Raw genomic sequence first — 21,069 nt, 5'->3', positions numbered from 1 at the left:
CGCCCGCGTGGCGGGCCGGGTCGTGGCCGCACGCCCCAGTCGTGAGAATTTCCGCGCAAATGGTCAAGAACAAACCAACTACCCTGGCCTGCAACCCGCCACCTGAAGCCGCCCAAACCCTTCTGGCGCTGATGCATGCCCAAGGCGAAGTCGCACGCCTGAGCGAGCGCGAGCAGTTGTTCAGTTCATTGCTCGACAGCGTCAACGCGGTGCTTTGGGCATTCGACTGGGAAAGCCGCCAGGTGCTCTACGTCAGCCCCGCCTACGAACGCATTTTTGGCCGCCCCGCCGGGCTGCTATTGGCCGACTTCAATGAGTGGCGCGACAGCATTTACCCCGACGACCTCGACTACGCCGAACGCAGCCTGGCTGAAGTGCTGGTCAAAGGCGCGGTGGAAGACCGCGAGTACCGCATCATCGCCGCCGACGGCCAGGTGCGCTGGATCAGCGACAAGTGCTTCATCAACCAGCAGTCCGATCCGGACCAGCGGGTAATCATTGTCGGCATGGCCGAGGACATCACCGAAAAGAAGCAGCTCGAAGGCGAACTGCAGCGCTTGGCCACCACCGACGTGCTGACCCAGAGCAGCAACCGTCGGCACTTTTTCGAGTGTGCCCAGCACGCCTTCGAAACCGCGCGGCTGCAGCAGACGCCATTAGCGTTCCTGCTGCTCGACATCGATGACTTCAAGCAGATCAACGACACCTACGGGCATCAGGAAGGTGACTATGTGCTGCAGCGCATTGCTGATACCGGCAAGGCAGTTTTGCGCCGCGGTGATCAGTTCGGGCGTATTGGTGGTGAAGAGTTTGCGGCAGTGTTCCCGGGTTGCACGCCGGAGATTGCCCAGCAGATTGCCGAACGCCTGCAGCGCGAGATTCAGCGCTTGAGCTTCAGCCATGAAGACAAGGTCTTCGGGGTCACGGTGAGTCAGGGGCTGACCGGGATCACCGAGGACGATGAATCGCTGGACAGCCTGTTTGCCCGGGCGGATGCGGCGATGTACCAGGCCAAGCGCCAGGGCAAGAATCAGATTGTAAGAGGCTGAAAAGCATCGCTGGCAAGCCAGCTCCCACAAGGGCCGAGGCATGCAAACCCTGTGGGAGCTGGCCTTGCCAGCGATTGGGCCGCACAGCGGCCTCAGAATTTCAAACCTTGCGCAACCTGCCCAGCTCCGCCAGCCCCACCTTGAGCAACCGCGCGGTCTTGCTCTCGGCCAAGCCTTCCAGCCCCTGATCTGCCGGCAAGCGTGCCAGCTGCCCGGCCAGGTTCATCACCAGCGCATCGCGCGAATACACGCCACCGCCCAACTGGTAGATCGCCGCAATCAGCTCACGCAGCTCCAGCGGCAAACGCCAGCGGGTACGCAAGGCTGAACCAAACGCCGCAGCAAACTCGTTGAGCGACAGCTCCACCGAATCCTCATCCAGCTCACCCCCGGCCTGCTGCCATTCCTGCAAGCAACGCACCAGCGCCAGATCGCCCAGGCAATGTAGCAAGCCGGCGCAATAGCAGCGTTCCTGGTCGAGCTCGAGCATGCGCGCCAGGGTGCGCGCGTATTCGGCGGTGTGCAGCGACAAGTTCCAGAAATGCTCGGCATGGCGCGACAGGATTGGATCGCTGAGCTTGGCGCTACGCTTGAGCGCGAGCCCGAGGATCAGGTTCATGCTCTGGGTTGTACCCAGCTTGTTCAGCGCCTGCATCAGACTCTGCACCGCGCCATCACGATGCAGTGCAGCGCTGTTGGCAGCGGCGATGAGCACGGCTGTGACCTGTGGATCGTTGCGGATCTCGGCTTCCAGCACCTTGAGGTCCAGCCCCTGGGGTTGCAGGCTGCGCTTGATCGCCAGCTTCACGTCGGCAAACAGCGGGCCGCCATCGGAGGTGGCGCGGCGCCCCTCGAGGAAGCGCGGCAAGGTTGAGCCTGGCTGCAACGGCGGCACCGGGCAAGCCACCTCCTCCCCGGCGCTGAGTAACAGGTCTTCCAGGCGCTGACGCAGGGAGTCCATGTTCAACGGCTTGCTCAGGTAGGCGGTCGGCGCGAACGGCAGCGCCTCGCGCACACTGGCGGCGTCACTGCGGTTGCTCATGAGAATGAACGGCAGCGCCGGCTGACGGCCCTTGGCCCGCACGTTGCGCAGCAAGTCGAGGCCATCGCCGCCGGGCAGCTCACGCGCGGCGATGATCAGGTCGGGCTTGCTGGCCAGCGCCGCCAGGGCTTGCGAGCCGTCGGCACACACCCGCAAACGCGCATCGCAGCGCACGCTGAGGAGCATCTGGCTCAGCATGTCCCGTACCCAGGGGTCGCCTTCGGCAATCAGCACGCACGGTGCCTGGGCGGGCTCTACAACGCTCATACACAACTCTCCCGATATTCCGCTACACGCAATCCAGTGCACCTTCCTGGGTGTCTACTTACAGGCAACCTTAGCCCCCTGGCCTTCCTTTGGGCGAAAAAAAACCCGCCGATGCGGGTTTTCTTCTAATGCGTCACAGTTTACGCGAGTTCTGCGAAGCACTCTTCGATGATTGCCAGACCTTGGTCCAGTTGCTCATCAGGCGAGGTCAGCGGAACCAGGATACGCAGGACGTTGCCGTAAGTGCCGCACGACAGCAGGATCAGGCCCTTGTCACGCGCCTTGGCCACAACCGAGGCTACAGCGGCAGCGTTCGGGGTGTGGGAACCGGCTTTGTCGAACACTTCGATAGCGATCATCGAACCCAGGGCACGCACGTCACCGATGATCGGGTGCTTGTCCTGGATCTTGCGCAGGCCGGCGACCAGACGCTCGCCAACGGCCTTGCTGCGGTCCAGCAGTTTTTCTTCTTCGAACACTTCCATCACGGCCAGGGCCGCGGCGCAAGCGATCGGGCTACCGGCGTAGGTGCCGCCCAGGCCGCCTGGCGCGATGGCGTCCATGTACTCGGCCTTACCGCAGACACCGGCCAGCGGGAAGCCGCCAGCGATGGATTTGGCGAAGGTGGTCAGGTCTGGAGCAACGCCCATCTGTTCCATCGCAAAGAAGGTACCGGTACGGCCAGCGCCGGTCTGTACTTCGTCAGCGATCAACAGAATGCCGTGCTGGTCGCACAGGGCACGCAGGCGCTTCATGAATTCTTTCGGCGCGACGTAGAAACCACCTTCACCCTGAACTGGCTCGAGGATGATGGCAGCGATGTCACGGGCTTCGGCGTCGTTCTTGAAGATGCGTTCGATGGAAGCGATCGAGTCGTCGATGCTCACACCGTGCAGCTCGTTCGGGTAGATGGCGCGGAAGATGCCGCCTGGCATCAGGCCCATGCCGGCCGAGTAAGGCACGACTTTACCGGTCAGGCCCAGGGTCATCATGGTACGGCCGTGGTAAGCGCCGGTGAAAGCGATCACGCCGGCACGGCCGGTGGCGGCACGGGCGATCTTGATGGCGTTTTCAACGGCTTCGGAACCGGTGGTGACCAGCAGGGTTTTCTTGGCGAAGTCGCCTGGCACCTTGGCGTTGATCTTTTCGCACAGCTCGACGTAAGGCTCGTAAGCCAGCACCTGGAAGCAGGTGTGGGTCAGTTTGTGCAGTTGGGCTTCAACGGCAGCGATGATCTTCGGGTGCACGTGACCGGTGTTCAGTACCGCGATACCGCCGGCGAAGTCGATGAACTCGCGGCCTTCGACGTCAGTGACGGTGGCGTTTTTTGCCGACTCGGCGAAGATCGGGTGGATCTGGCCAACACCGCGTGGAACAGCGGCGACACGACGTTGCATCAAAGATTCGTTGGTCTTGCTCATAATGTCCTCAATTCGCCACACACAAGGTGGCGCGATTCAAGTCGGAGTGGCCGGTATTCAACTGCAGGCAGCATGCGTTGATCGACTGCTGCAGGGGCCCAGGCCACTGGGTGTACGGTGTAAAAAGGCCAGCGAGACGTCGCTCTCGCGCCCCGCTGGCAGAGGTAAAGCCTTACGCTGCGATCAGACGCTGATGCACAGGTATTTGATTTCCAGGTAGTCCTCGATGCCGTACTTGGAGCCTTCGCGGCCCAGGCCCGAGGCCTTGATACCGCCGAACGGCGAGACTTCGTTGGAGATCAGACCGGTGTTGATACCGACCATGCCGTACTCCAGGGCTTCGGCGACACGGAACACACGGCTCATGTCACGGGCATAGAAGTACGAGGCCAGGCCGAACTCGGTGTCGTTGGACATGGCGATGACTTCGGCCTCGTCCTTGAAACGGAACAGTGGCGCCAGCGGGCCGAAGGTTTCTTCCTTGGCCACGGCAGCGTTCTTCGGCACGTCGACCAGAATGGTCGGCTCGAAGAAGTTGCCTTCGATCAGCTTGCCGCCGCTGAGCACTTTGGCGCCCTTGCCGACGGCGTCGTCGATGTGTTCCTGGACCTTGGCCACGGCCTTGCTGTCGATCAGCGGGCCAGTGGTGGTGCCGTCTTCCAGGCCATTGCCGATTTTCAGCTTGGCCACAGCGGCCTTGAGCTTCTCGGCGAAGGCATCGTAGACGCCGTCCTGAACGTAGATACGGTTGGCGCAAACGCAGGTCTGGCCGTTGTTGCGGTACTTGGAGATGATCGCGCCTTCGACGGCCTTATCCAGGTCTGCGTCGTCGAACACGATGAACGGCGCGTTGCCGCCCAGCTCCAGGGAAACTTTCTTGATGTCCTTGGCGCATTCGGCCATCAGCTGGCGACCGATTTCGGTGGAGCCGGTGAACGACAGCTTGCGCACGATCGGGTTGCCGGTCAGCTCGCTGCCGATGTCGCCGGCGCTGCCGGTCACCACGCTGAGCACGCCAGCCGGGATACCGGCACGGGTGGCCAGCTCAACCAGGGCCAGGGCCGAGTACGGGGTTTGCGAAGCAGGCTTGAGCACCATGGTGCAGCCAGCGGCCAGGGCCGGGCCGGCTTTACGGGTGATCATCGCCGCCGGGAAGTTCCACGGGGTAATGGCCGCGGTCACGCCGATCGGCTGCTTGATCACGATCAGGCGCTTGTCTGGCTGGTGACCCGGGATGGTGTCGCCGTAGACGCGCTTGGCTTCTTCAGCGAACCACTCGATAAAGGAAGCGGCGTAGACGATCTCGCCCTTGGCTTCGGCCAGTGGCTTGCCCTGCTCGGTGGTCATCAGGCGGGCCAGGTCGTCCTGGTGCTCGATCATCAGCTCGAACCAGCGACGCAGCTTGCCAGCACGTTCTTTGGCGGTCAGCGCGCGCCAGGCCGGCAGCGCCTTGTCGGCGGCCTCGATGGCACGGCGGGTTTCAGCGGCGCCCATCTTCGGCACAGTGCCGATGATCTCGCCCGTCGCCGGGTTGTTGACCTTGATCGTCTGGCCGTTGTCCGCGTCCAGCCACTCTCCATTGATGAAGGCTTGCTGGCGGAACAACTTGGCGTCTTTAAGCTGCATGTCGGGCTTCCTTAACTGCACCGTGCAGGCACGGCGCGAATTATTGATTGTAGAAAAAGGAGAGCGTTTGAAATCTCAAACGAATCCTAGGATCAACGAGGAGAAAGGACAATAGGGTGTTCGAAAAAAAGAACAAAAAGCGCTGTGCGGCTGATTTTTTCGGATCAACGTCACTTATAGCCCCTTGAATGTGCGAAATCGACCACAGTCATTCTGACGATGGACGCCGCCAGCCTAGATGGGTATCATGGCGCCCGCGTTGCACTCGTAGCTCAGCTGGATAGAGTACTGCCCTCCGAAGGCAGGGGTCGTGGGTTCGAATCCCGCCGAGTGCGCCATATCGATGAAGGCTCAGGTGAATACCTGGGCCTTTTTTGTTTTCCGACCCAGTACTCCCTGTGTGGGAGCGGGCTTGCCCCGCGATGCGATACGGCAGGCAGACCGCAATCGCGGGGCAAGTCGGGTCGCCGCACCGCCGCTCCTACCAGCGCGCGTCTATGTCAGATTATGTTTCGAAGTCTCGAAATGTGTCGTCCTAAGAAATACCCTACGCGGTCTGTCGATGCCCGTCTGATTGTCCCTGGGAACTCATGCCTCTAGGCTCCTGCCCGTCACCGAAAACTCGGTGATCGGGTGTGGTAACCCGGTGTCGTGAACCCTACACAGCCTATGGCGGCTGTGCGCGGGAGGCTTTCGAGCCTGCCGGGTTTAGGGTTCTCCCCGGTTTACCACCCCGCGTACAGCTGCCACCCATTCGTGTGGTAACGGATGACAGTGTCAGCTTCACCCGGAAGAACCTGACATGAAAAAAATCGTCCCAGATCCACCACTCGATAAAACCGCCACCACCGCCCACTCCGTCTTCGGCAATTGCCAAGCCGGGCACTCTGCGCTGTTCGCTGTCTGCTCCGGCGTCGCCGCCCATGATGCGCTGGTGCACGCCTCTCTCTACTTAGGCTGCGCTTACGACACTGGCTACAAGGCTTTCGACGATATTGATCCGGCCCACAAGGGCTTCTTGTGGTCGACCCTGCATTCGGTAGAGATGGCCAAAGGGTTGGTGGATGCCTTGCTGGATGGGATTGAGGAGCGGGTGGGTGAATAGCCGCTGACCACTGGCATTGTGGGAGCGGCGGTACGACTTGCCCCGCGAGGCGAAGTGGCAGAATCGTCGCACCGCCGCTCCTACCGGGTTAGAAATTCAGGCGCGCGCCGGCATACAGGGTGCGCCCCGGGCCCGGCTCGTAGTAACGCCCGGCGCCGTCATTGATACGCAAATTGTCGTAGTAATGACGGTCACTGAGGTTATCCACCCCCAGATACGGTTCCAACGTCTGGCCGCCCAGGTCGAACTGCTTGCCCACCCGCAGGTTGAGCAACGCCACCCCGGCAACCCGCGCGCTGTTGGCGTTGTCGGCGTACTGCGGGCCGTAGGCATTCATGTTCAAGCGCGCATAGAAACCATCACGCTCGTAGGCCACTTCGCTGAACAAAGTCTGACGAGGAATGCCCGGCAGGCGATTGTCGTCAAAGCCGTTGAAGTCGGTGTAGCGGTAGTTGTTGAAGCTGTAGGCCATGGACAACCGCCAGTGTTCCAGCACCTGGTAGTCCGCGCTCAACTCGACACCGTCGCGGCGCGACTTGCCAGCGTTACGGTAGAAGGTCTGGCCGCCGTCGACATAGGGCACCAGCTCATCTTCAAGCGCGATGCTGTAAAGCACCGCCTCGGCGCGCAAGTCGCTCCATTCGCCTTTGATCCCCAGCTCACGATTGAGCGCCTTCGCCGGTTGCAGGCCCGGGTTGAATCCGCCGCCCGCCGGGTTGGCCAGTTCATTGACCGTTGGCGTTTCGAATGAGGTAGCGACACGGGCATAGACCAGGTAATGCTCGCTCAGGCGATAGCTCAAGCCAGCGCTGTAGTTCCAGTCGTCGAGGGTGCGCGAGCCGGAGTCGTCGCCGTCGCGCTCGAAGCGATCGTCCACCGCCAGGCGCATGCTGTCGTAACGCCCGCCCAGGGTCAGCTGCCAACGCTCGCTCAGTTCGATGCTGTCTTGCAGGTACAGGCCAACGCTGCCGGCCTTCTCCTGCTGGCGCAGGGTCAGCGCACCGGTACCGCCACCGATCTGGTTGTTGTGGCGTTCACGGTCATCGCGTTGCTGTTCAAGATCGACACCGGCGGTGACTTGTTGATCCAGGCCAAACCAGTTGGCCTTGTGCGTGTACTGCCCGCCTACTCCGGCGAACAGCCGGGTGTAAGAGGTTTGCCCGCCGTTGGCGTAAGGCAGGCGGTTGCCAAACTCGCGGCGCCCCAGCCAGCTGCGCAATTGATAGCTGTCGTCTTCGCTCAGGTCAGCGGTCCAGTTCAGCGCCAGGCGCTGCTGGGTGATGTCTTCGTCGGCGTTGTACAGCAGGCTCTGGGCGCGGGCCTGGTCACGCTTGGCGTGTACTTCGGCGAGGGTCAGGGCGCCGGGGTCTTCGGAGCGGTTGTCCAGCGCCTGGAAGGTGACCCCCAGTTGCCCGGCATCGCCCTGCCAGCGCAGCTTGCCGGTGAGGTTGCGCGCCTCGGAGGTGGAGTGCTGGCGATAGCCGTCGAGGTTGGTGACATTGAGCGCCAGCAGGCCGCCAAGGTTGCCGGTAGTCCCGCTGGTTTCGGCGCGCAGGCGCTGGTAACCGTACTCACCGCCGCTGACATCGATGGACGACTGCGGTGTCAGCGACGGCTCGCGGGTCTGGATCGCCAGCACGCCGCCAGCACCGTTGCCGTAAAGCGTCGAGGCCGAGCCGCGGATCACTTCGACGCGCTCCACCAGGCCCAGATCAACACCGTCCATTTCGGTCTGGCCATCGGGCATGGTCAGCGGCACGCCATCGACCAGCACGCGAATGCCGCGCATGCCGAAACTCGAACGCGCGCCAAAGCCACGAATCGACAGGCGCATGCCCTGGGCCATGTTGTAGCGGCTTTGCGACACAGTGCCGGGCACTGCAGAAAGCAGGGCATCAAGGGTCAGCAGTTGCTCGCCGGGCTTTTCGGCGATGTCCACGGCGCTAACGGATGCCGGGGTTTGCAGCCAGGCGGAATTGACCCGCGTCGAAGTCACTTCCAGCGGCGCCAGTTCGACGCTGTCGGCACAGGCGCTACCGGCGCCAAGCAACAGGAGGGTCATGACGGAGTGCCGCCTGGTAAACATGCTGAGTCCTTGAATCGATAGAGACATAAAACGCAGGAAAAACCTGTGGTGAGAAAATTGTCGCAGCAGCAAGGGCTACTTATAAGGCAAAATGCCATTAACTGATTCGCATTTATCGAATCAGGCCCCTGGAATACACCAGCAAGAAGGATCTTTATGAAGCGGTTCGCTTTGACCCCGGCCCGGTTGGTCGGGATGCTGTGCTGTCTGTTCGCCTTGAACATGGCACAGGCCAAGGACGACGGTACCGACCCCTCCGTCACCATCGAAAAGGACATTCTACGCACCGTGGTCGCCGAAGACGGCAGCTACGCCTCCACCCAGGACCTGGTCCTGCTGATCAACGAAGAACGCGCAATCCAGGCCAAGGCTCAGCAGTCGCTGTATTACAACCGCACCCTGGAAAGCCTTGAAGTTACCCAGGCCTACACCCAGAAGCCGGATGGCCGCAAAGTGCTGGTCAGCCCCGAGCAGATCAAGGAGCAGCAGGAGCCGCAGTCGGCCCAGGCGCCGATGTTCCACGACAGCCTGGTCAAGGTGGTGATCTTCCCGGAAGTGGCCGTGGGCGATCGCCTGGTGCTGAGCTTCAAGAAACAGCGCAAGACCCCGCTGTTCCCTGGCCAGTTCGAAGACCTGGCGATGCCACAATTCCACCCGACCCAGCAGTTCACCCTGATCTACGACCTGCCGAAGAGCCTCAAGCTCAACGCCGAGGCCAAGGGTTTCAAGGCTTCCAGCCCCAAGGCCGAGCCTGGGCGCAAGGTCTACCAGTGGGATTACGTGCAGGGTGACAACGCCCGTACAGAACTGGGCGCAGTAGCCTACTCGGACTACGGCAAGTACCTGGCCGTGTCCACCTTCGCCGACTACAGCGAGTTCGCCAAAGCCTACGCGGCGCGGGCCAACAGCGAGGTAACGCCAGCCATCCGTGAACTGGCCGAAAAGCTCACGGCCAAGATCGACGACCCGCGCGACAAGGCCCTGGCCCTGGGGGACTGGGTACGCCGCAACATCCGCTACGTGGCGGTGTACATCGGTGCCGGCGGCGTGGTGCCGCATGCTGCCGATACCGTGCTGAGCAATCGCTACGGCGACTGCAAGGACCACGTTGCCCTGCTCGAAGCGCTGCTGGCCGCAGTCAACATTGAAAGCACCCCGGCGCTGATCAACCTCGGCAACGCCTACGCCCTGCCCAAGGTGCCGACGCTGGGGGTGATCAACCACGTGGTCACCTATATTCCGAGCCTGGACTTGTACCTGGACTCCACCGCCGAAGCCATCGCCAGCGGCTACCTGCCAGCCCCGGTGCTGGACAAGCCAACCGTGCTGACCCGCTCCGGCAAGCTCGGCCGCACGCCGGCCACCCAGCCCGGCCTGGTGCACAACAGCACCACCTACACCGTGGCCAGCAGCGGCGCCGCCGACTTCATTCATGCCTCGAAGATCGACGGCTGGGCCGCCGAGATGAACCGCTGGATGATGCGCAACATGCAACCGGCCGAGCGCGACCTGCTGACCCAGCGCATCCTCGCCGCCTACGGCCAGCGTGGTAGCGGCAAGATCAGCAGCGACGACCTGGAAACCAGCGGCGCCTTCGAGATGCACATCAACGGTCGCAGCGAAAACCTGGTCAACCTGCCTGGCCCGATCGGCGTGCCGACCCTGACCAGCCTGGCTGGCGGCATCGCCCAGAACGTCTTCGGCTTTATCGCTGAAAAGCAGCGCACCCAGGACTTCACCTGCATCTCCGGGATCACTGAAGAGCAGGCGCGCTTCGAGTTCCCGGCCGACGTCAAGATCATCGCCGCGCCAAAGCCTGTGACCCTCAAGGACAAGCACTTCGACTACAGTGCCGAGTATGCCCAGCAGGGCAACAGCCTGGTGATCAAGCGCCGCCTGGACTTCCACAATCCAAAAGCGGTGTGCAGCGTCAAGGACTTCGAGAAGATGAAGCCAACCCTGGACGCCATGCTCAATGACCTGAACAGCCAGGTGATCGTGCAGAAGAGCTGACGTATTGCGCCCTGTTAAATCCTTTGGGGTTCAGCAGGGCGCTGCCACTGTTACGCCATCCATGAAATATTTGGTAAACTCCCCGCCGACTTCTGCTGCACACACGTAAGCAGAAACGATCAAAAGGAATTGTCATGGCAATGGTTTTTTGCCGCGGTTGTGCCAAGGAAATCCATGAAACGGCACCCAGCTGCCCACAGTGCGGCGCCCCTCAGTATCTCCCCGCCACCTCGCAACCTGCCAGCCAGCCCTCGCCCTGGATGGGCATCACCTCGCTGATCCTCGGCATCCTCTGCGGGCTTTCGCTGTTCGACGACTCCGATTGGGACCGTGACACCCTGCTGGGATTAGGCCTGTTTGCGCTGACCGGGCTGGTCCTGGGCACGCTCAGCATCGTCAACAAAAAACCGGGAAGCAACATGGCAATTGCCGGCGCGGCTTTGTCGGGCATTTCACTGTTTGTGTATATCGGACTATCAGTTAATTAATGTAAGGGACAACAAATGAGTATGGTTTTTTGCCGTGGCTGCGCCAAGGAAATCCACAACAGCGCCGTGACTTGCCCGGCCTGTGGTGCACCGCAAGCCGCTGCAGCCACTGCAGCACCTGTGGCCGCCGCACCTGCGCCGACTGGCATCTGGTACTTTGAAGTATTGAAGAAATACGCCGTGTTCTCCGGCCGTGCGCGCCGCAAGGAATACTGGATGTTCTTCCTGGTCAACATCCTGGTAGCCATGGTGCTGGGCTTTATCGAAGGCGTGGCCGGTACCGGTGCGATCCTCTCCAACCTGTACAGCCTGGCGCTGCTGATCCCGGGTATCGCCGTCGGCGTTCGACGCATGCACGACACCGACCGTAGCGGCTGGTGGCTGCTGCTCCCGATCGTCAACCTGATCTTCCTGTGCCAGGACAGCCAGCCAGGCCCGAACCGTTTCGGCCCGAACCCGAAAGGTATCGCTTGATCACGGATTGATCGAGTCTCCAAGCAAAGCGGCCATCATTGGCCGCTTTTGCGTTTTTGCGCCCATGACGTTTTTCAATCACATCGATGCCGCTTTCTCCCTTGCCCTGCGGCCATCTGTACACGATTCTGTAGCTATCTGCCGTCACCCACTCCCAGCATCGCAGAGGCCTCTATGAAAACCGTGGCACAGCTTCTAAAGACAAAAGCCCAGCAACACCACTCGGTTCACACCATCGGCCCCGACCATATGGTGCTCGATGCACTGAAATTGATGGCCGAGAAGAACGTCGGTGCCCTGCCAGTGGTGCAGGACGGGCGCGTGGTGGGAATCGTCAGTGAGCGCGACTATGCGCGCAAGATGGTGCTCAAGGGGCGCAGTTCAGTGGGCACACCGGTGAGCGCGATCATGAGTGCGCCGGTGATCACCGTCGACCCGCACCAGAACGTCGAGTACTGCATGAACATGATGACCAACAGTCACCTGCGCCACCTGCCGGTGGTCGAGAACGGCGAGCTGCTCGGCCTGCTGTCGATCGGCGACCTGGTCAAGGAGGCCATCGCCGAGCAGGCCAACATGATCCTGCAGCTGGAACAGTACATTCGCGGCGACTGAGTCGACGCCAGGTCAGCGGTATTCGCCCTCCAGCTCGTCGAGCTGGTGGTCGAAGCTGCGCAGGCGCGCCGACCAGGTGTACACCAGCACTTCCAGGTCACGATTGAGTACGGCGGCGCCGCGACCGCTGCTTTGCTGCGAGTCGCACAAATCCAGTTGATAACGCTCGCGGGCCATGGCGGTGGCCACGGTGGACAGCTCACGGGCGTTGTCCAGCCAGTGGCGGCGGTGGTCGTGGGTTTCGCGGTCCAGCTCGCGGCATTGGCGCTTGAGGGCTTCCAGGCTCTGCTCCAGGGGCGTGCCTTCAAGTTCGCCCATCACCTCCTGAAAAGTGCGCCCGGGTTGCCAATAGCTGCCCCAGAAGTAGCGGTCAAAGACCGTCTCGACCCGGCGCAAGGCAACCTTGGTGTTCCAGATGGCCACCAGTGTTCGGCCCTGAGCCAGCTGCCGTTTACTCACCCGCAATTGCTGCCAGGCAATCCAGGCCAGCGCGGTCAGGGCCAGCGCCCCGATCACGCCTCCGGCGGCGTAGAGAAACACCAGGGCCTGACCCAGGTGGTGGGTCTGTTTGATTCCATAGAAATAACCGACGGTCAGCAGGCCCAGGGCGGTCACGGCACACCAGAAACCGGCGGCATAGGGATCTTTCATTAGCGCTATCCCCTTGTTGTTTTTTCCTGAGCATAGCAACGCCGTTCGCCGGTAGATGTGCCGCTCAGCGTTTATTTTCTCGGACGCCGCAGCGCCTCGTTGAGCTGGTCGAACATCACCGCCCAGTCGGCATCTTCGTCGATACTGTCTTTCAGAAACGCTCGCTGGCTTGAGGTCCAGAACGGCGCATCGACCAGCTTGATATCGCTTTTTAGCGGCGAATGGCTGGTTATGAATTGATCAATCCCCTTCGGATCGTCAGGTAATCCCAGTTGCTTGAACAATTCGGAAAACTTGTGGTTTGGTGCTTCCATGGGGCACTCCTTAGAGCCAGGCCGGGCATCCACGACGCCAGCCTGGCAGTGGGTTGATCATCAGCAAACCTCGCGCACTTCGGCGTTTGGCACCAGTTTCAGGTACTGCGTCATGTTCATGTGGATCAGGTGATCGTGATCACCAGCCTCGACATAGATATCGCCCTGACGGGTCAGGGTCGGATCGAGCACCATCTTGATCGAGTAAGCGTCACCCAGCGCCGGAATGGCGCCGCGTTCGCAGTCGCCGAACAGGTGTGGCAGGCCGCTTTCATGGGTCATTTGCCATGCGCCGGTGGCGCGCACCTTGCTCATGTCCAGGTGACGGTTGGCCGGTAGCACGGCCATCAGGTAGTTGCCGTGGCGGTCGTCGAGCATGACCGACTTGGCCACCCGCTCGGCCGGTACACCCGCGGTACGCGCCGACTCAAGGCTGGTGGATGAGTGTGGGTGAGGAACAATGTCGTAATCGCAGCCGGCCTTGTCCAGGCATTGCTGCAGGGTTTTTGCCATTCGCATGATGCACCTCCGGATATAGCCCCCCCACTTCTGAAGTTTAGGCCGTGCTGCCTCAAGCAGCCGACTAAACTTATTGGACACGCACAGCCCGGGTGAATTCAGGTGATCGCTCGCTGGTGTCGGCACCTGCTGCTTTTATTGATGCTCGGCGCGCTGACGAGCGGCGTGGCAGCGCCCGGTAATCCGGTGCTGGTTTTGAGTATCGATAACGCTATCGGCCCGGCCAGTGCCGACTATCTGGTGCGCGGCCTGGAGCAGGCCAAGGCGCAGCAGGCGCAATTGGTGGTGATCCGCCTCGATACCCCCGGCGGGCTCGACAGCTCGATGCGCGCAATCATCAAGGCGATTCTCGCCAGCCCCGTGCCGGTAGCCACTTTCGTCGCCCCCGGTGGCGCCCGGGCGGCCAGCGCCGGTACCTATATCCTCTACGCCAGCCATATCGCCGTGATGGCCCCGGGCACCAACCTCGGCGCGGCCACGCCGGTGCAGATCGGCGGCCTGCCGGGCACGCCCAAGGACCCGGCCGCTCCGCCCGCTGCGCCCACCGGCGATAAACAGGCACCGAACAGTGAACAGGACACCCTGACCCGCAAGCAGATCAACGACGCCGCTGCCTACATTCGCGGCCTGGCGCAACTGCGTGGACGCAACGCCGATTGGGCGGAACAGGCGGTACGCGAATCGGTCAGCCTGCCGGCCAATGACGCCTTGCGCCTGAAGGTCATCGATCGCATCGCCAACGACCTGCCCGATCTGCTCCGCCAGCTCGACGGCACCAGCCTCGAAGCCGCCGGCCAGCCGGTACAGCTGCACACCGCCAACGCGGCCATCATCGAACGCGAGCCGGACTGGCGCACGCGCCTGCTGGCGGTGATCACCAACCCCAGCGTGGCGCTGATCCTGATCATGATCGGCATCTACGGGCTGATGTTCGAGTTCATGAGCCCAGGCTCCGGGGTTGGCGGGGTGATCGGCGGCATCTGCCTGCTGGTCGCCCTGTATGCCCTGCAGCTGCTGCCGGTGAGCTACGCCGGGGCGGCGCTGATCATGCTCGGCATCGCCTTCATGATTGCCGAGGCGTTCTTGCCCAGTTTCGGTGTGGTCGGCTTTGGCGGCATCGTCGCCTTCGTGGTCGGCGCGGTGATCCTGATGGACACCGACGTGCCCGGCTTCGGCATCCCCCTGGCGTTGATCCTGACCCTCGCCCTGCTCTCGGCGCTGCTGCTCGGCGGCGTGCTGGGCATGGCCATGAAGGCGCGCAAGCGCGCGCTGGTCAGCGGTGATGCCGGGCTGGTGGGCAGCCTGGCAACGGTGATGGCGGTCAATGACAGTGATCCGTTCATCGGTTCGGTGCAGGTGCAGGGTGAACAGTGGCAAGCCCAGTGCCAGACGCCATTGCAGGTGGGGCAACGCGTCCGGGTGATTACACGCAAGGGCGTACTACTGGACGTCAGCGCCGAGGCACAAGCGCCGGAGCAAGGAGACTGAAATGTTTTTCGAACTGGGTTTTGGCGCCTTGCTGGCGCTGCTGGCAGTGCTGTTGCTGTCGGCGTTTCGCATCCTGCGTGAGTACGAGCGCGGCGTGGTGTTCCAGCTCGGGCGCTTCTGGCGGGTCAAGGGGCCGGGGCTGGTATTGCTGATTCCGGGGATTCAGCAGATGGTCCGGGTCGACCTGCGCACCGTGGTGCTGGATGTGCCGCCACAGGATGTGATCACCCGCGACAACGTCTCGGTCAAGGTCAACGCGGTGCTGTACTTTCGCGTGCTCGACCCGCAGAAGGCGATCATCCAGGTCGAGGACTTTCTCATGGCCACCAGCCAACTGGCGCAGACCACTTTACGTGCGGTGCTGGGCAAGCATGAACTGGATGAACTGCTGGCCGAGCGTGAGCGACTGAACCTGGATATTCGCCAGGTGCTGGACGCGCAAACCGATGCCTGGGGCATCAAGGTGGCCAACGTCGAGATCAAGCATGTCGACCTCAATGAGTCGATGATCCGCGCCATTGCCCGTCAGGCCGAGGCTGAACGGGAGCGGCGGGCCAAGGTAATCCATGCCGAAGGTGAGCTGCAGGCGTCGGAGAAACTGATGCAGGCAGCGGAAATGCTCGGCCGCCAATCGGGGGCGATGCAACTGCGGTACATGCAGACCTTGGGCAGCATTGCCGGCGACAAGTCGTCGACCATCGTGTTTCCGTTGCCGATCGAGATGCTCAAGGGGCTTGTGGATAAGTAAGGCTGGCTCCCACAAGGGCTCTGTTTACACAGCACCTGTGGGAGCTGGCCTTGCCAGCGATGCAAGGCGCAGCCTTGCCGCTCTCACCAACCGCCACCCAACGCCAGGAACAAGCCAATCTGCCCCATCGCCACCTGGGTATTGGCCGCCGCCAGTTGCGCACGCATGTCGGTATAGGTACGGGTCGCCTGCAGGTCAGCGAGGAACGACTCGCGCCCGGCCTGGTAAAAGCGATGGGTCTGATCCGCCGCCAATTGCGCAGAGCGCTCGGCATCAGCCAAGGCATCACGCCGCTCCAGCAATGCGCTGTACTGCGCAAGGCTGGTCTGGGTTTCACGAATGGCGTTGAGCACCACGCCGTCAAAATGCGCCAACGCTGCCTGGGTCGAAGCCTCTGCTTCACGAATACGCGCCCGCGAGCCATTGGTCGGTACATTCCAGGTCAGCAGTGGGCCGAAGCCCCAGCGATTGGTCGCAGGTTTGCCCAGGTTCTCGAGGATACCGATGGTGCCCACCTGAGCACCGATGCTGATGTCCGGATACAACTGCCCGGTGGCCACGCCAATGGTCGCCGTGGCCGCCGCCAGGCTGCGTTCGGCCTGGCGGATATCCGGGCGGCGCTTGAGCAGCGCCGCGCCATCACCCACCGGCAGTACCTGGGCGATATGCGGCAGCTCGGCGCAATCGCCAGTACCCGCCGGCAATTGATTGACCGGCTTGGCCAGCAGCATCGACAAGGTATACAGGCCCGCTTCACGTGCAGCTTGATAACGCGGCAGTTCGGCGCGCAACGATTTGAACTGGGTCTGCGAACGGGTCACCTGGGTTTCGTCACCTCGGCCAGCGTCACGCAGGCGCTGGGTCAGGGTCACGCTTTGTTCCTGCAGGTCCAGGGACTCATGGGCGATGTGGTATTCCTCGTTGGCCGCACACACCTGGGTATAGGCGCGCACCACGTCCGCCACCAGGGTAATGCGTGCCGTATCGGCGGCGGCCTGGGTCGCGTCGGCATTGGCCTGGGCGGCCTCGACGCCACGCTTGAGGGTGCCCCACAGGTCAAACTGGTAGGACGCGCTGATAATCGCCTCGCCAATATTGGCTACCGGCACTTTCTCCGGCTGCAGGAAGGCTTCGCCGGATTCCTGCAAACGCTGGGCGCCCAGCTTGACGCCGCCATTGAAGCCACCCTGGGCTTCGGCTTCTTCGACCTGGGCTCGGGCCTTGGCGATGTTCGCCGCCGCCACGCGCAATTCGCTGTTGGCCGCCAGGGCCTGGCGCACCAGCTGATTGAGACGTTCGTCCTGGTACAGGTGCCACCAGTCTTTGGGCACCGGTGCCGAGACCACGCTGTCGGCGTCCTGGCGCAGCTCGCCCTGCAGGTCGGCGCGCTGGATAGCGGCGTCCTTGGGCACTTGGTAATCCGGCCCAACCATCTGGCAGGCCGACAGCAGCAGGCTCAGGCCGAGCAGCGACAGCCGTTTCATTGCCCGTTGCCCTCAACGATCGACACCGTCGCGGTACGCCCGGCGATCATGCGAAAGTCCGCGGGTACTTCATCGAAGGCGATGCGCACCGGAATTCGCTGGGCCAGCCGCACCCAGCTGAACGCCGGGTTGACGTTGGGCAGCAGGTTGGCGCCGCTGCTGCGGTCGCGGTCCTCGATACCGGCGGCGATGCTCTGCACTCGCCCACTCAGGCGTGTGTTGTCGCCGAGCACACGGATATCCACAGCCTGGCCGATGTGAATGCCGGCCAGCTTGGTTTCTTCGAAGTAGCCATCGACATGGTAGGAGTCGCTGTCGACCACCGACAGCACTGGCCGCCCGGCGCTGACGAACTCATGGGCACGCGGCGCGCGGTCGTTGAGGTAGCCATCGACCGGGCTGCGCACCACCGAGCGGTCGAGGTTCAGTTGCGCGGCATCCACCGCCACCTGGGCTTCGGCCAGCGCCGACTCGGCACGGGCCTGGCGCGACTGGCTCTCTTCCAGTTGCTCCTGCGCCACCAGGTTGCCCAGGCCACGGTTACGCCGGGCTTCACGCTGGGCCTGGGCCAGGGTTTCCTTGCGCTCGGCCAGGGTCGCCTGGGCCTGGCGCAGGGCCAGGTGGAAGCGGTCCTGGTCGATGGTGAACAGCACGTCGCCGCGTTTGACCACCTGGTTGTCACGCACTTCGACCTGCTGAATCAAGCCGGAGACATCCGGGGCAATCTGGATCACATCGGCGCGAATGTGCCCGTCCCGGGTCCAGGGCGCGAACATGTAGTACATGACCATCTGCCAGACCAGTACGGTCGCCAGCGTCACTACCAGCAGGGTCAGGACCACGCGGCCCAGGGTCAACAAGGGTTTTTTCATGGCAGCATCAGGTTTCGGCAAAAGTGATCGACCGTGCCGAGCAGCACGCCGTAAAGCGCAACGTTGAACAGCGCCCGGTGCCAGACCAGGCGGTAGAAGTGCACGCGGTTGAGCAGCGCGTGCACACCGAGAAACAGCAAATAGGTGAGGACCATCATCACCAGCAGCGTGGGCAGGAACACCCCGCTGATATCCAGATCTCCGATCACAGCGGCGCTCCATCGATGCCGTAGGGCAGTTGTGACTGATCGCCGGACGGCTCCAGCACCACCTCGACCCCCGGCAACAGTGCCAGGCGCAAGCCGCTCAGGGCGTGCAGCAGGTGCACGCGGGCTTCGGCGCAATCAGCCAGGTCGTTGAGGTTCAGCGCACGGCGGGCGCGCTCCATGCTCTGCAACAGCACCTCGGGAGCATGCAGGCGACGGCGGGCATCCAGGCAGGCCTGGAAGTGTTCACCCACCTCTTCCACCACCCGCTCCAGCAACTGGCGCGGATGCGCGCCGACCCGGGGCATGTAGGCCAGCAGGTCGAGCAGGTTCAGGCCCACGCGCAGGTCACGCAGGGCAGTGCCGGTGTCCTGGCCGGTCTGGGTCAGGCGCGGCAGTTGCTGCATCAGCCGGTCGAGCATCTGCACACCCAGGTGGCGGTGCTCGGCCAGCGTGGCCGGCTGGGTCATGCCGACGATGTCGTGCCAGCTGAAGCGGGTCAGGCGCTTGGCCGCCAGCTCGACGCCGAACGGGCGCACCACCAGGGTCCAGACGAAGGCGAACAGCAAGCCCACCGGCCCGGCCAGGTTGGCGTTGATAAAGGTCAGGAAGTTGGCGTCGTAGGCGCCCTGGATGCTGATGAAGGAGGCGGTGTTGACGATGGTCAGCAAGGTGCCCAGGTAGAAGCGCGGCTGCACGGTCAGGGTGCCGACGCAGATGCACGGCACGGCGAAGGCCAGCACCAGCATCGGGAAGTCGTGCAGGTTGGGCAGCACCAGGAACAGGTAAAGGCTGGCGAACAGCACCGACAGCGAAGTCCAGAAGAAAAACCGGTAGATCTGCGGCGCCGGGTCGTCCATGGCGGCAAAGAAGCTGCAGGCCACGGCAGCGAGAATCACCGCGCTGCCACCGTCGCCCCAGCCAAGCAAGATCCACAGCGTGGTGGCGACGATGATTGCGCTGACGGTGGAGAACACCGAGTACAGCATCAGCCCACGATCAAAAAACGGCGTCAGCCGGCCCAGGCGCCAGTGCCGATAGACCGCGCGCCAGGGCGACAGGTCTTCGTTGCGGATGGCGTGCTGCAGGCTGCAGCAGTCCTGCCACAGGTCGACCCACTCGGCCAGGCGATAGAGTGCGTTGGACAGCAGCAGAGAGGCGCGTTCATCAAGGGCCGCGGCACTCGGTTGCAGGTGTTCGATTTGTGCACGCAACACTGACCAGCGCGCCGCCGAGGGGGCCTGCGCGGTGCCTTGCAACCAGGCGCGGGCCGCAGTCAGCAACGGCTGCAATTGTTCGGTCTGGGCCGGGGCGCGGCCTTCAAGGGCGAGCAAGGCGTCGTCGAGGGCATCGATCACCGGCAGCAGGTGGATCATCCGCCCGCGCAGCTCGCGGGCGTTCTTCACCGTTTGCGGGCGGGCGCCTTCATGGGACAGCTGGCCAATCATCAGCTCCAGCGAGTTGAAGGTGGTGACCATCGAGGCGCGCAAGCCGCCGACCTTATCGGCGCTGGCTTCGCGGGCCAGAAAGGTATCGCTGTAACGGATCGCCTCGTTGAACCAGTTGCCGGTGGCGCCAACCAGCACCGGGGTCAGGCGCCGCGGCCAGAAGATCGCCCCGACCACCGCCGCGCAGACAATGCCCAGGCAGATTTCCTGGGCCCGCGAAGAGGCGATATCGAACACCGCCAGCGGGTCGTCGACCACCGGCAGGGCAATCATCGGCAAGGTGTAGCCAGCAAGCATCAACGCATAGCTGTTGGCGGTGCGCAGGTGCAGCGAGAGGAACAGCAAGGTGCCGGTCCACAAGGCCACGGCGACCGTCAGCAGCACCGGCGTCTGCACCAGCAGCGGCACCAAAAACACCGCCCCGGCAGCGCCGAGCAAGGTGCCCATGGCGCGATACAGAGCCTTGGAACTGGTCGGCCCGACGAACGGGCTGGAGACGATATACACCGTGGCCATGGCCCAGTAAGGCCGTGGCAGCTGCATGAGCAGGGCAATGTACAGGGCAATCATCGATGCGGCGAAGGTGCGCACACCGTAGAACCAGTCGCGCGCGGGCGGCATTGAGCTGAAAAATCCGCTCACGCCGGCACGCCCGGGGTGCGCTGGGCGGCCTCTTCGAAGGCGCGCAGTACGCGCAGGGTGGCCAGCAAGTCAGCTTCGTCGATGCCCTGCAGCACTTCGCGGCGCAGGCGCACCAGTTCGCCTTCGATGGCTTCAGCCAGCACCCGGCCGCTGGCGGTCAGGCTCAGGGCCTTGGCTCGACGGTCGACCGGATCTTCAGTGCGGCAGACGAAGCCGGCATTGCACAGCTGGTCGAGCAGGCGCACCAGTGACGGGCTTTCGAGCCCTGCCGCTTGCGCTACGGCGACCTGATGCACGCCATCGCCCAGCCGCACGATCATCAGCAGTGGCACCGCGCAGGCTTCGGAAATGCCGTAGCCGGCCAGGGTCGCCTGGCAGATGCGCCGCCAGTGCCGGCCGGCCACCACCATACCGCTGCTGATGTTGAGTTGCAGTGCGTCGAGGGTCATGAGGGGAGGTTCGTGGCTATATTCATAGTTTGCTAACTATCAATATTCTTCGATCACCGCCC

The 21,069-nt window shown here is 62.9% G+C and carries 20 protein-coding genes and 1 tRNA gene; 9 read left to right on the top strand and 12 right to left on the bottom strand.

The annotated features are described in order from the left end of the window. Positions 1-59: 59 nt before the first annotated feature. Positions 60-1,049 carry a GGDEF domain-containing protein gene (locus tag ABM562_RS19115; protein ID WP_115089474.1) on the top strand — a complete coding sequence of 330 codons (990 nt, stop codon included), beginning with the start codon at positions 60-62 and terminating at the stop codon, positions 1,047-1,049. A gap of 100 nt (positions 1,050-1,149) precedes the next feature. Here the strand turns inward: ABM562_RS19115 and ABM562_RS19110 are convergent, their stop codons facing one another. The 3 genes from ABM562_RS19110 to gabD all read right to left on the bottom strand — a co-directional run bounded on the left by ABM562_RS19110 (position 1,150) and on the right by gabD (position 5,405). After that, complete coding sequence (locus ABM562_RS19110; RefSeq protein ID WP_460422953.1) at positions 1,150-2,358, bottom strand: HDOD domain-containing protein; 1,209 nt, start codon at positions 2,356-2,358, stop codon at positions 1,150-1,152. 140 nt (positions 2,359-2,498) lie between these two features. Beyond that, entirely contained in the window at positions 2,499-3,779 is a 1,281-nt protein-coding gene (gene gabT, locus ABM562_RS19105; protein WP_038997739.1) for a 4-aminobutyrate--2-oxoglutarate transaminase, read from the bottom strand. A 183-nt stretch (positions 3,780-3,962) separates the two neighbouring features. Beyond that, positions 3,963-5,405 (bottom strand): NADP-dependent succinate-semialdehyde dehydrogenase, encoded by a 1,443-nt coding sequence (gabD, locus tag ABM562_RS19100; RefSeq protein ID WP_460422951.1) that lies wholly within the window; start codon positions 5,403-5,405, stop codon positions 3,963-3,965. Positions 5,406-5,666: 261 nt separating this feature from the next. Here gabD and ABM562_RS19095 point away from each other — a divergent pair. Further along, positions 5,667-5,743, top strand: a tRNA-Arg gene (locus ABM562_RS19095). Between the two features lie 464 nt (positions 5,744-6,207). Further along, the gene (locus ABM562_RS19090) at positions 6,208-6,510 is read left to right on the top strand and encodes a DUF3077 domain-containing protein (protein WP_258578627.1); all 303 of its coding nucleotides are present in this window, start codon (positions 6,208-6,210) and stop codon (positions 6,508-6,510) included. A gap of 88 nt (positions 6,511-6,598) precedes the next feature. Here the strand turns inward: ABM562_RS19090 and ABM562_RS19085 are convergent, their stop codons facing one another. Next, positions 6,599-8,572, bottom strand: a complete 1,974-nt coding sequence (locus tag ABM562_RS19085) for a TonB-dependent receptor family protein (protein WP_460422949.1) — start codon at positions 8,570-8,572, stop codon at positions 6,599-6,601. Positions 8,573-8,752: 180 nt separating this feature from the next. Here ABM562_RS19085 and ABM562_RS19080 point away from each other — a divergent pair, with 180 nt between their 5' ends. The 4 genes from ABM562_RS19080 to ABM562_RS19065 all read left to right on the top strand — a co-directional run bounded on the left by ABM562_RS19080 (position 8,753) and on the right by ABM562_RS19065 (position 12,186). Further along, positions 8,753-10,609 carry a DUF3857 domain-containing transglutaminase family protein gene (locus ABM562_RS19080; protein WP_115089479.1) on the top strand — a complete coding sequence of 619 codons (1,857 nt, stop codon included), beginning with the start codon at positions 8,753-8,755 and terminating at the stop codon, positions 10,607-10,609. Positions 10,610-10,743: 134 nt separating this feature from the next. Next, positions 10,744-11,097 carry a zinc ribbon domain-containing protein gene (locus tag ABM562_RS19075; protein WP_115089480.1) on the top strand — a complete coding sequence of 118 codons (354 nt, stop codon included), beginning with the start codon at positions 10,744-10,746 and terminating at the stop codon, positions 11,095-11,097. Between the two features lie 15 nt (positions 11,098-11,112). After that, positions 11,113-11,571, top strand: a complete 459-nt coding sequence (locus ABM562_RS19070; RefSeq protein WP_415842486.1) for a DUF805 domain-containing protein — start codon at positions 11,113-11,115, stop codon at positions 11,569-11,571. Positions 11,572-11,745: 174 nt separating this feature from the next. Next, the gene (locus tag ABM562_RS19065; protein WP_115089481.1) at positions 11,746-12,186 is read left to right on the top strand and encodes a CBS domain-containing protein; all 441 of its coding nucleotides are present in this window, start codon (positions 11,746-11,748) and stop codon (positions 12,184-12,186) included. 12 nt (positions 12,187-12,198) lie between these two features. Here ABM562_RS19065 and ABM562_RS19060 read toward each other — a convergent pair whose 3' ends face one another. The 3 genes from ABM562_RS19060 to ABM562_RS19050 all read right to left on the bottom strand — a co-directional run bounded on the left by ABM562_RS19060 (position 12,199) and on the right by ABM562_RS19050 (position 13,670). Continuing rightward, entirely contained in the window at positions 12,199-12,837 is a 639-nt protein-coding gene (locus ABM562_RS19060; RefSeq protein ID WP_038997745.1) for a hypothetical protein, read from the bottom strand. 71 nt (positions 12,838-12,908) lie between these two features. Next, positions 12,909-13,151 carry a DUF2789 domain-containing protein gene (locus tag ABM562_RS19055; RefSeq protein WP_010222083.1) on the bottom strand — a complete coding sequence of 81 codons (243 nt, stop codon included), beginning with the start codon at positions 13,149-13,151 and terminating at the stop codon, positions 12,909-12,911. Positions 13,152-13,211: 60 nt separating this feature from the next. Further along, positions 13,212-13,670, bottom strand: coding sequence for an aminoacyl-tRNA deacylase (locus ABM562_RS19050; RefSeq protein ID WP_115089482.1), 459 nt, complete (start codon positions 13,668-13,670; stop codon positions 13,212-13,214). A gap of 102 nt (positions 13,671-13,772) precedes the next feature. Here ABM562_RS19050 and ABM562_RS19045 point away from each other — a divergent pair, with 102 nt between their 5' ends. Further along, positions 13,773-15,158 carry an NfeD family protein gene (locus tag ABM562_RS19045; RefSeq protein ID WP_115089483.1) on the top strand — a complete coding sequence of 462 codons (1,386 nt, stop codon included), beginning with the start codon at positions 13,773-13,775 and terminating at the stop codon, positions 15,156-15,158. 1 nt (position 15,159) lies between these two features. Continuing rightward, entirely contained in the window at positions 15,160-15,906 is a 747-nt protein-coding gene (locus ABM562_RS19040; RefSeq protein WP_038997749.1) for a slipin family protein, read from the top strand. 83 nt (positions 15,907-15,989) lie between these two features. On the opposite strand, the gene ABM562_RS19035 is transcribed toward ABM562_RS19040, so the two are convergent. The 5 genes from ABM562_RS19035 to ABM562_RS19015 are packed head-to-tail and all read right to left on the bottom strand — an operon-like array spanning position 15,990 to position 21,007. After that, the gene (locus ABM562_RS19035; RefSeq protein ID WP_134061158.1) at positions 15,990-17,390 is read right to left on the bottom strand and encodes an efflux transporter outer membrane subunit; all 1,401 of its coding nucleotides are present in this window, start codon (positions 17,388-17,390) and stop codon (positions 15,990-15,992) included. Then, complete coding sequence (locus ABM562_RS19030) at positions 17,387-18,262, bottom strand: efflux RND transporter periplasmic adaptor subunit (protein ID WP_115089485.1); 876 nt, start codon at positions 18,260-18,262, stop codon at positions 17,387-17,389. The genes ABM562_RS19035 and ABM562_RS19030 overlap by 4 nt, the downstream gene beginning before the upstream one ends. Beyond that, complete coding sequence (locus tag ABM562_RS19025) at positions 18,259-18,471, bottom strand: DUF1656 domain-containing protein (RefSeq protein ID WP_460422946.1); 213 nt, start codon at positions 18,469-18,471, stop codon at positions 18,259-18,261. Before ABM562_RS19025 ends, ABM562_RS19030 begins: the two co-directional genes overlap by 4 nt. Continuing rightward, the gene (locus ABM562_RS19020) at positions 18,468-20,558 is read right to left on the bottom strand and encodes an FUSC family protein (protein WP_233674163.1); all 2,091 of its coding nucleotides are present in this window, start codon (positions 20,556-20,558) and stop codon (positions 18,468-18,470) included. The genes ABM562_RS19025 and ABM562_RS19020 overlap by 4 nt, the downstream gene beginning before the upstream one ends. Further along, complete coding sequence (locus tag ABM562_RS19015; RefSeq protein WP_115089487.1) at positions 20,555-21,007, bottom strand: MarR family winged helix-turn-helix transcriptional regulator; 453 nt, start codon at positions 21,005-21,007, stop codon at positions 20,555-20,557. The genes ABM562_RS19020 and ABM562_RS19015 overlap by 4 nt, the downstream gene beginning before the upstream one ends. Positions 21,008-21,069 lie beyond the last annotated feature (62 nt).

Source organism: Pseudomonas sp. ZL2, from assembly GCF_054788455.1.
Note: the sequence above shows the minus strand (reverse complement) of the source record. Positions and strands in the feature narration are given on the sequence as shown.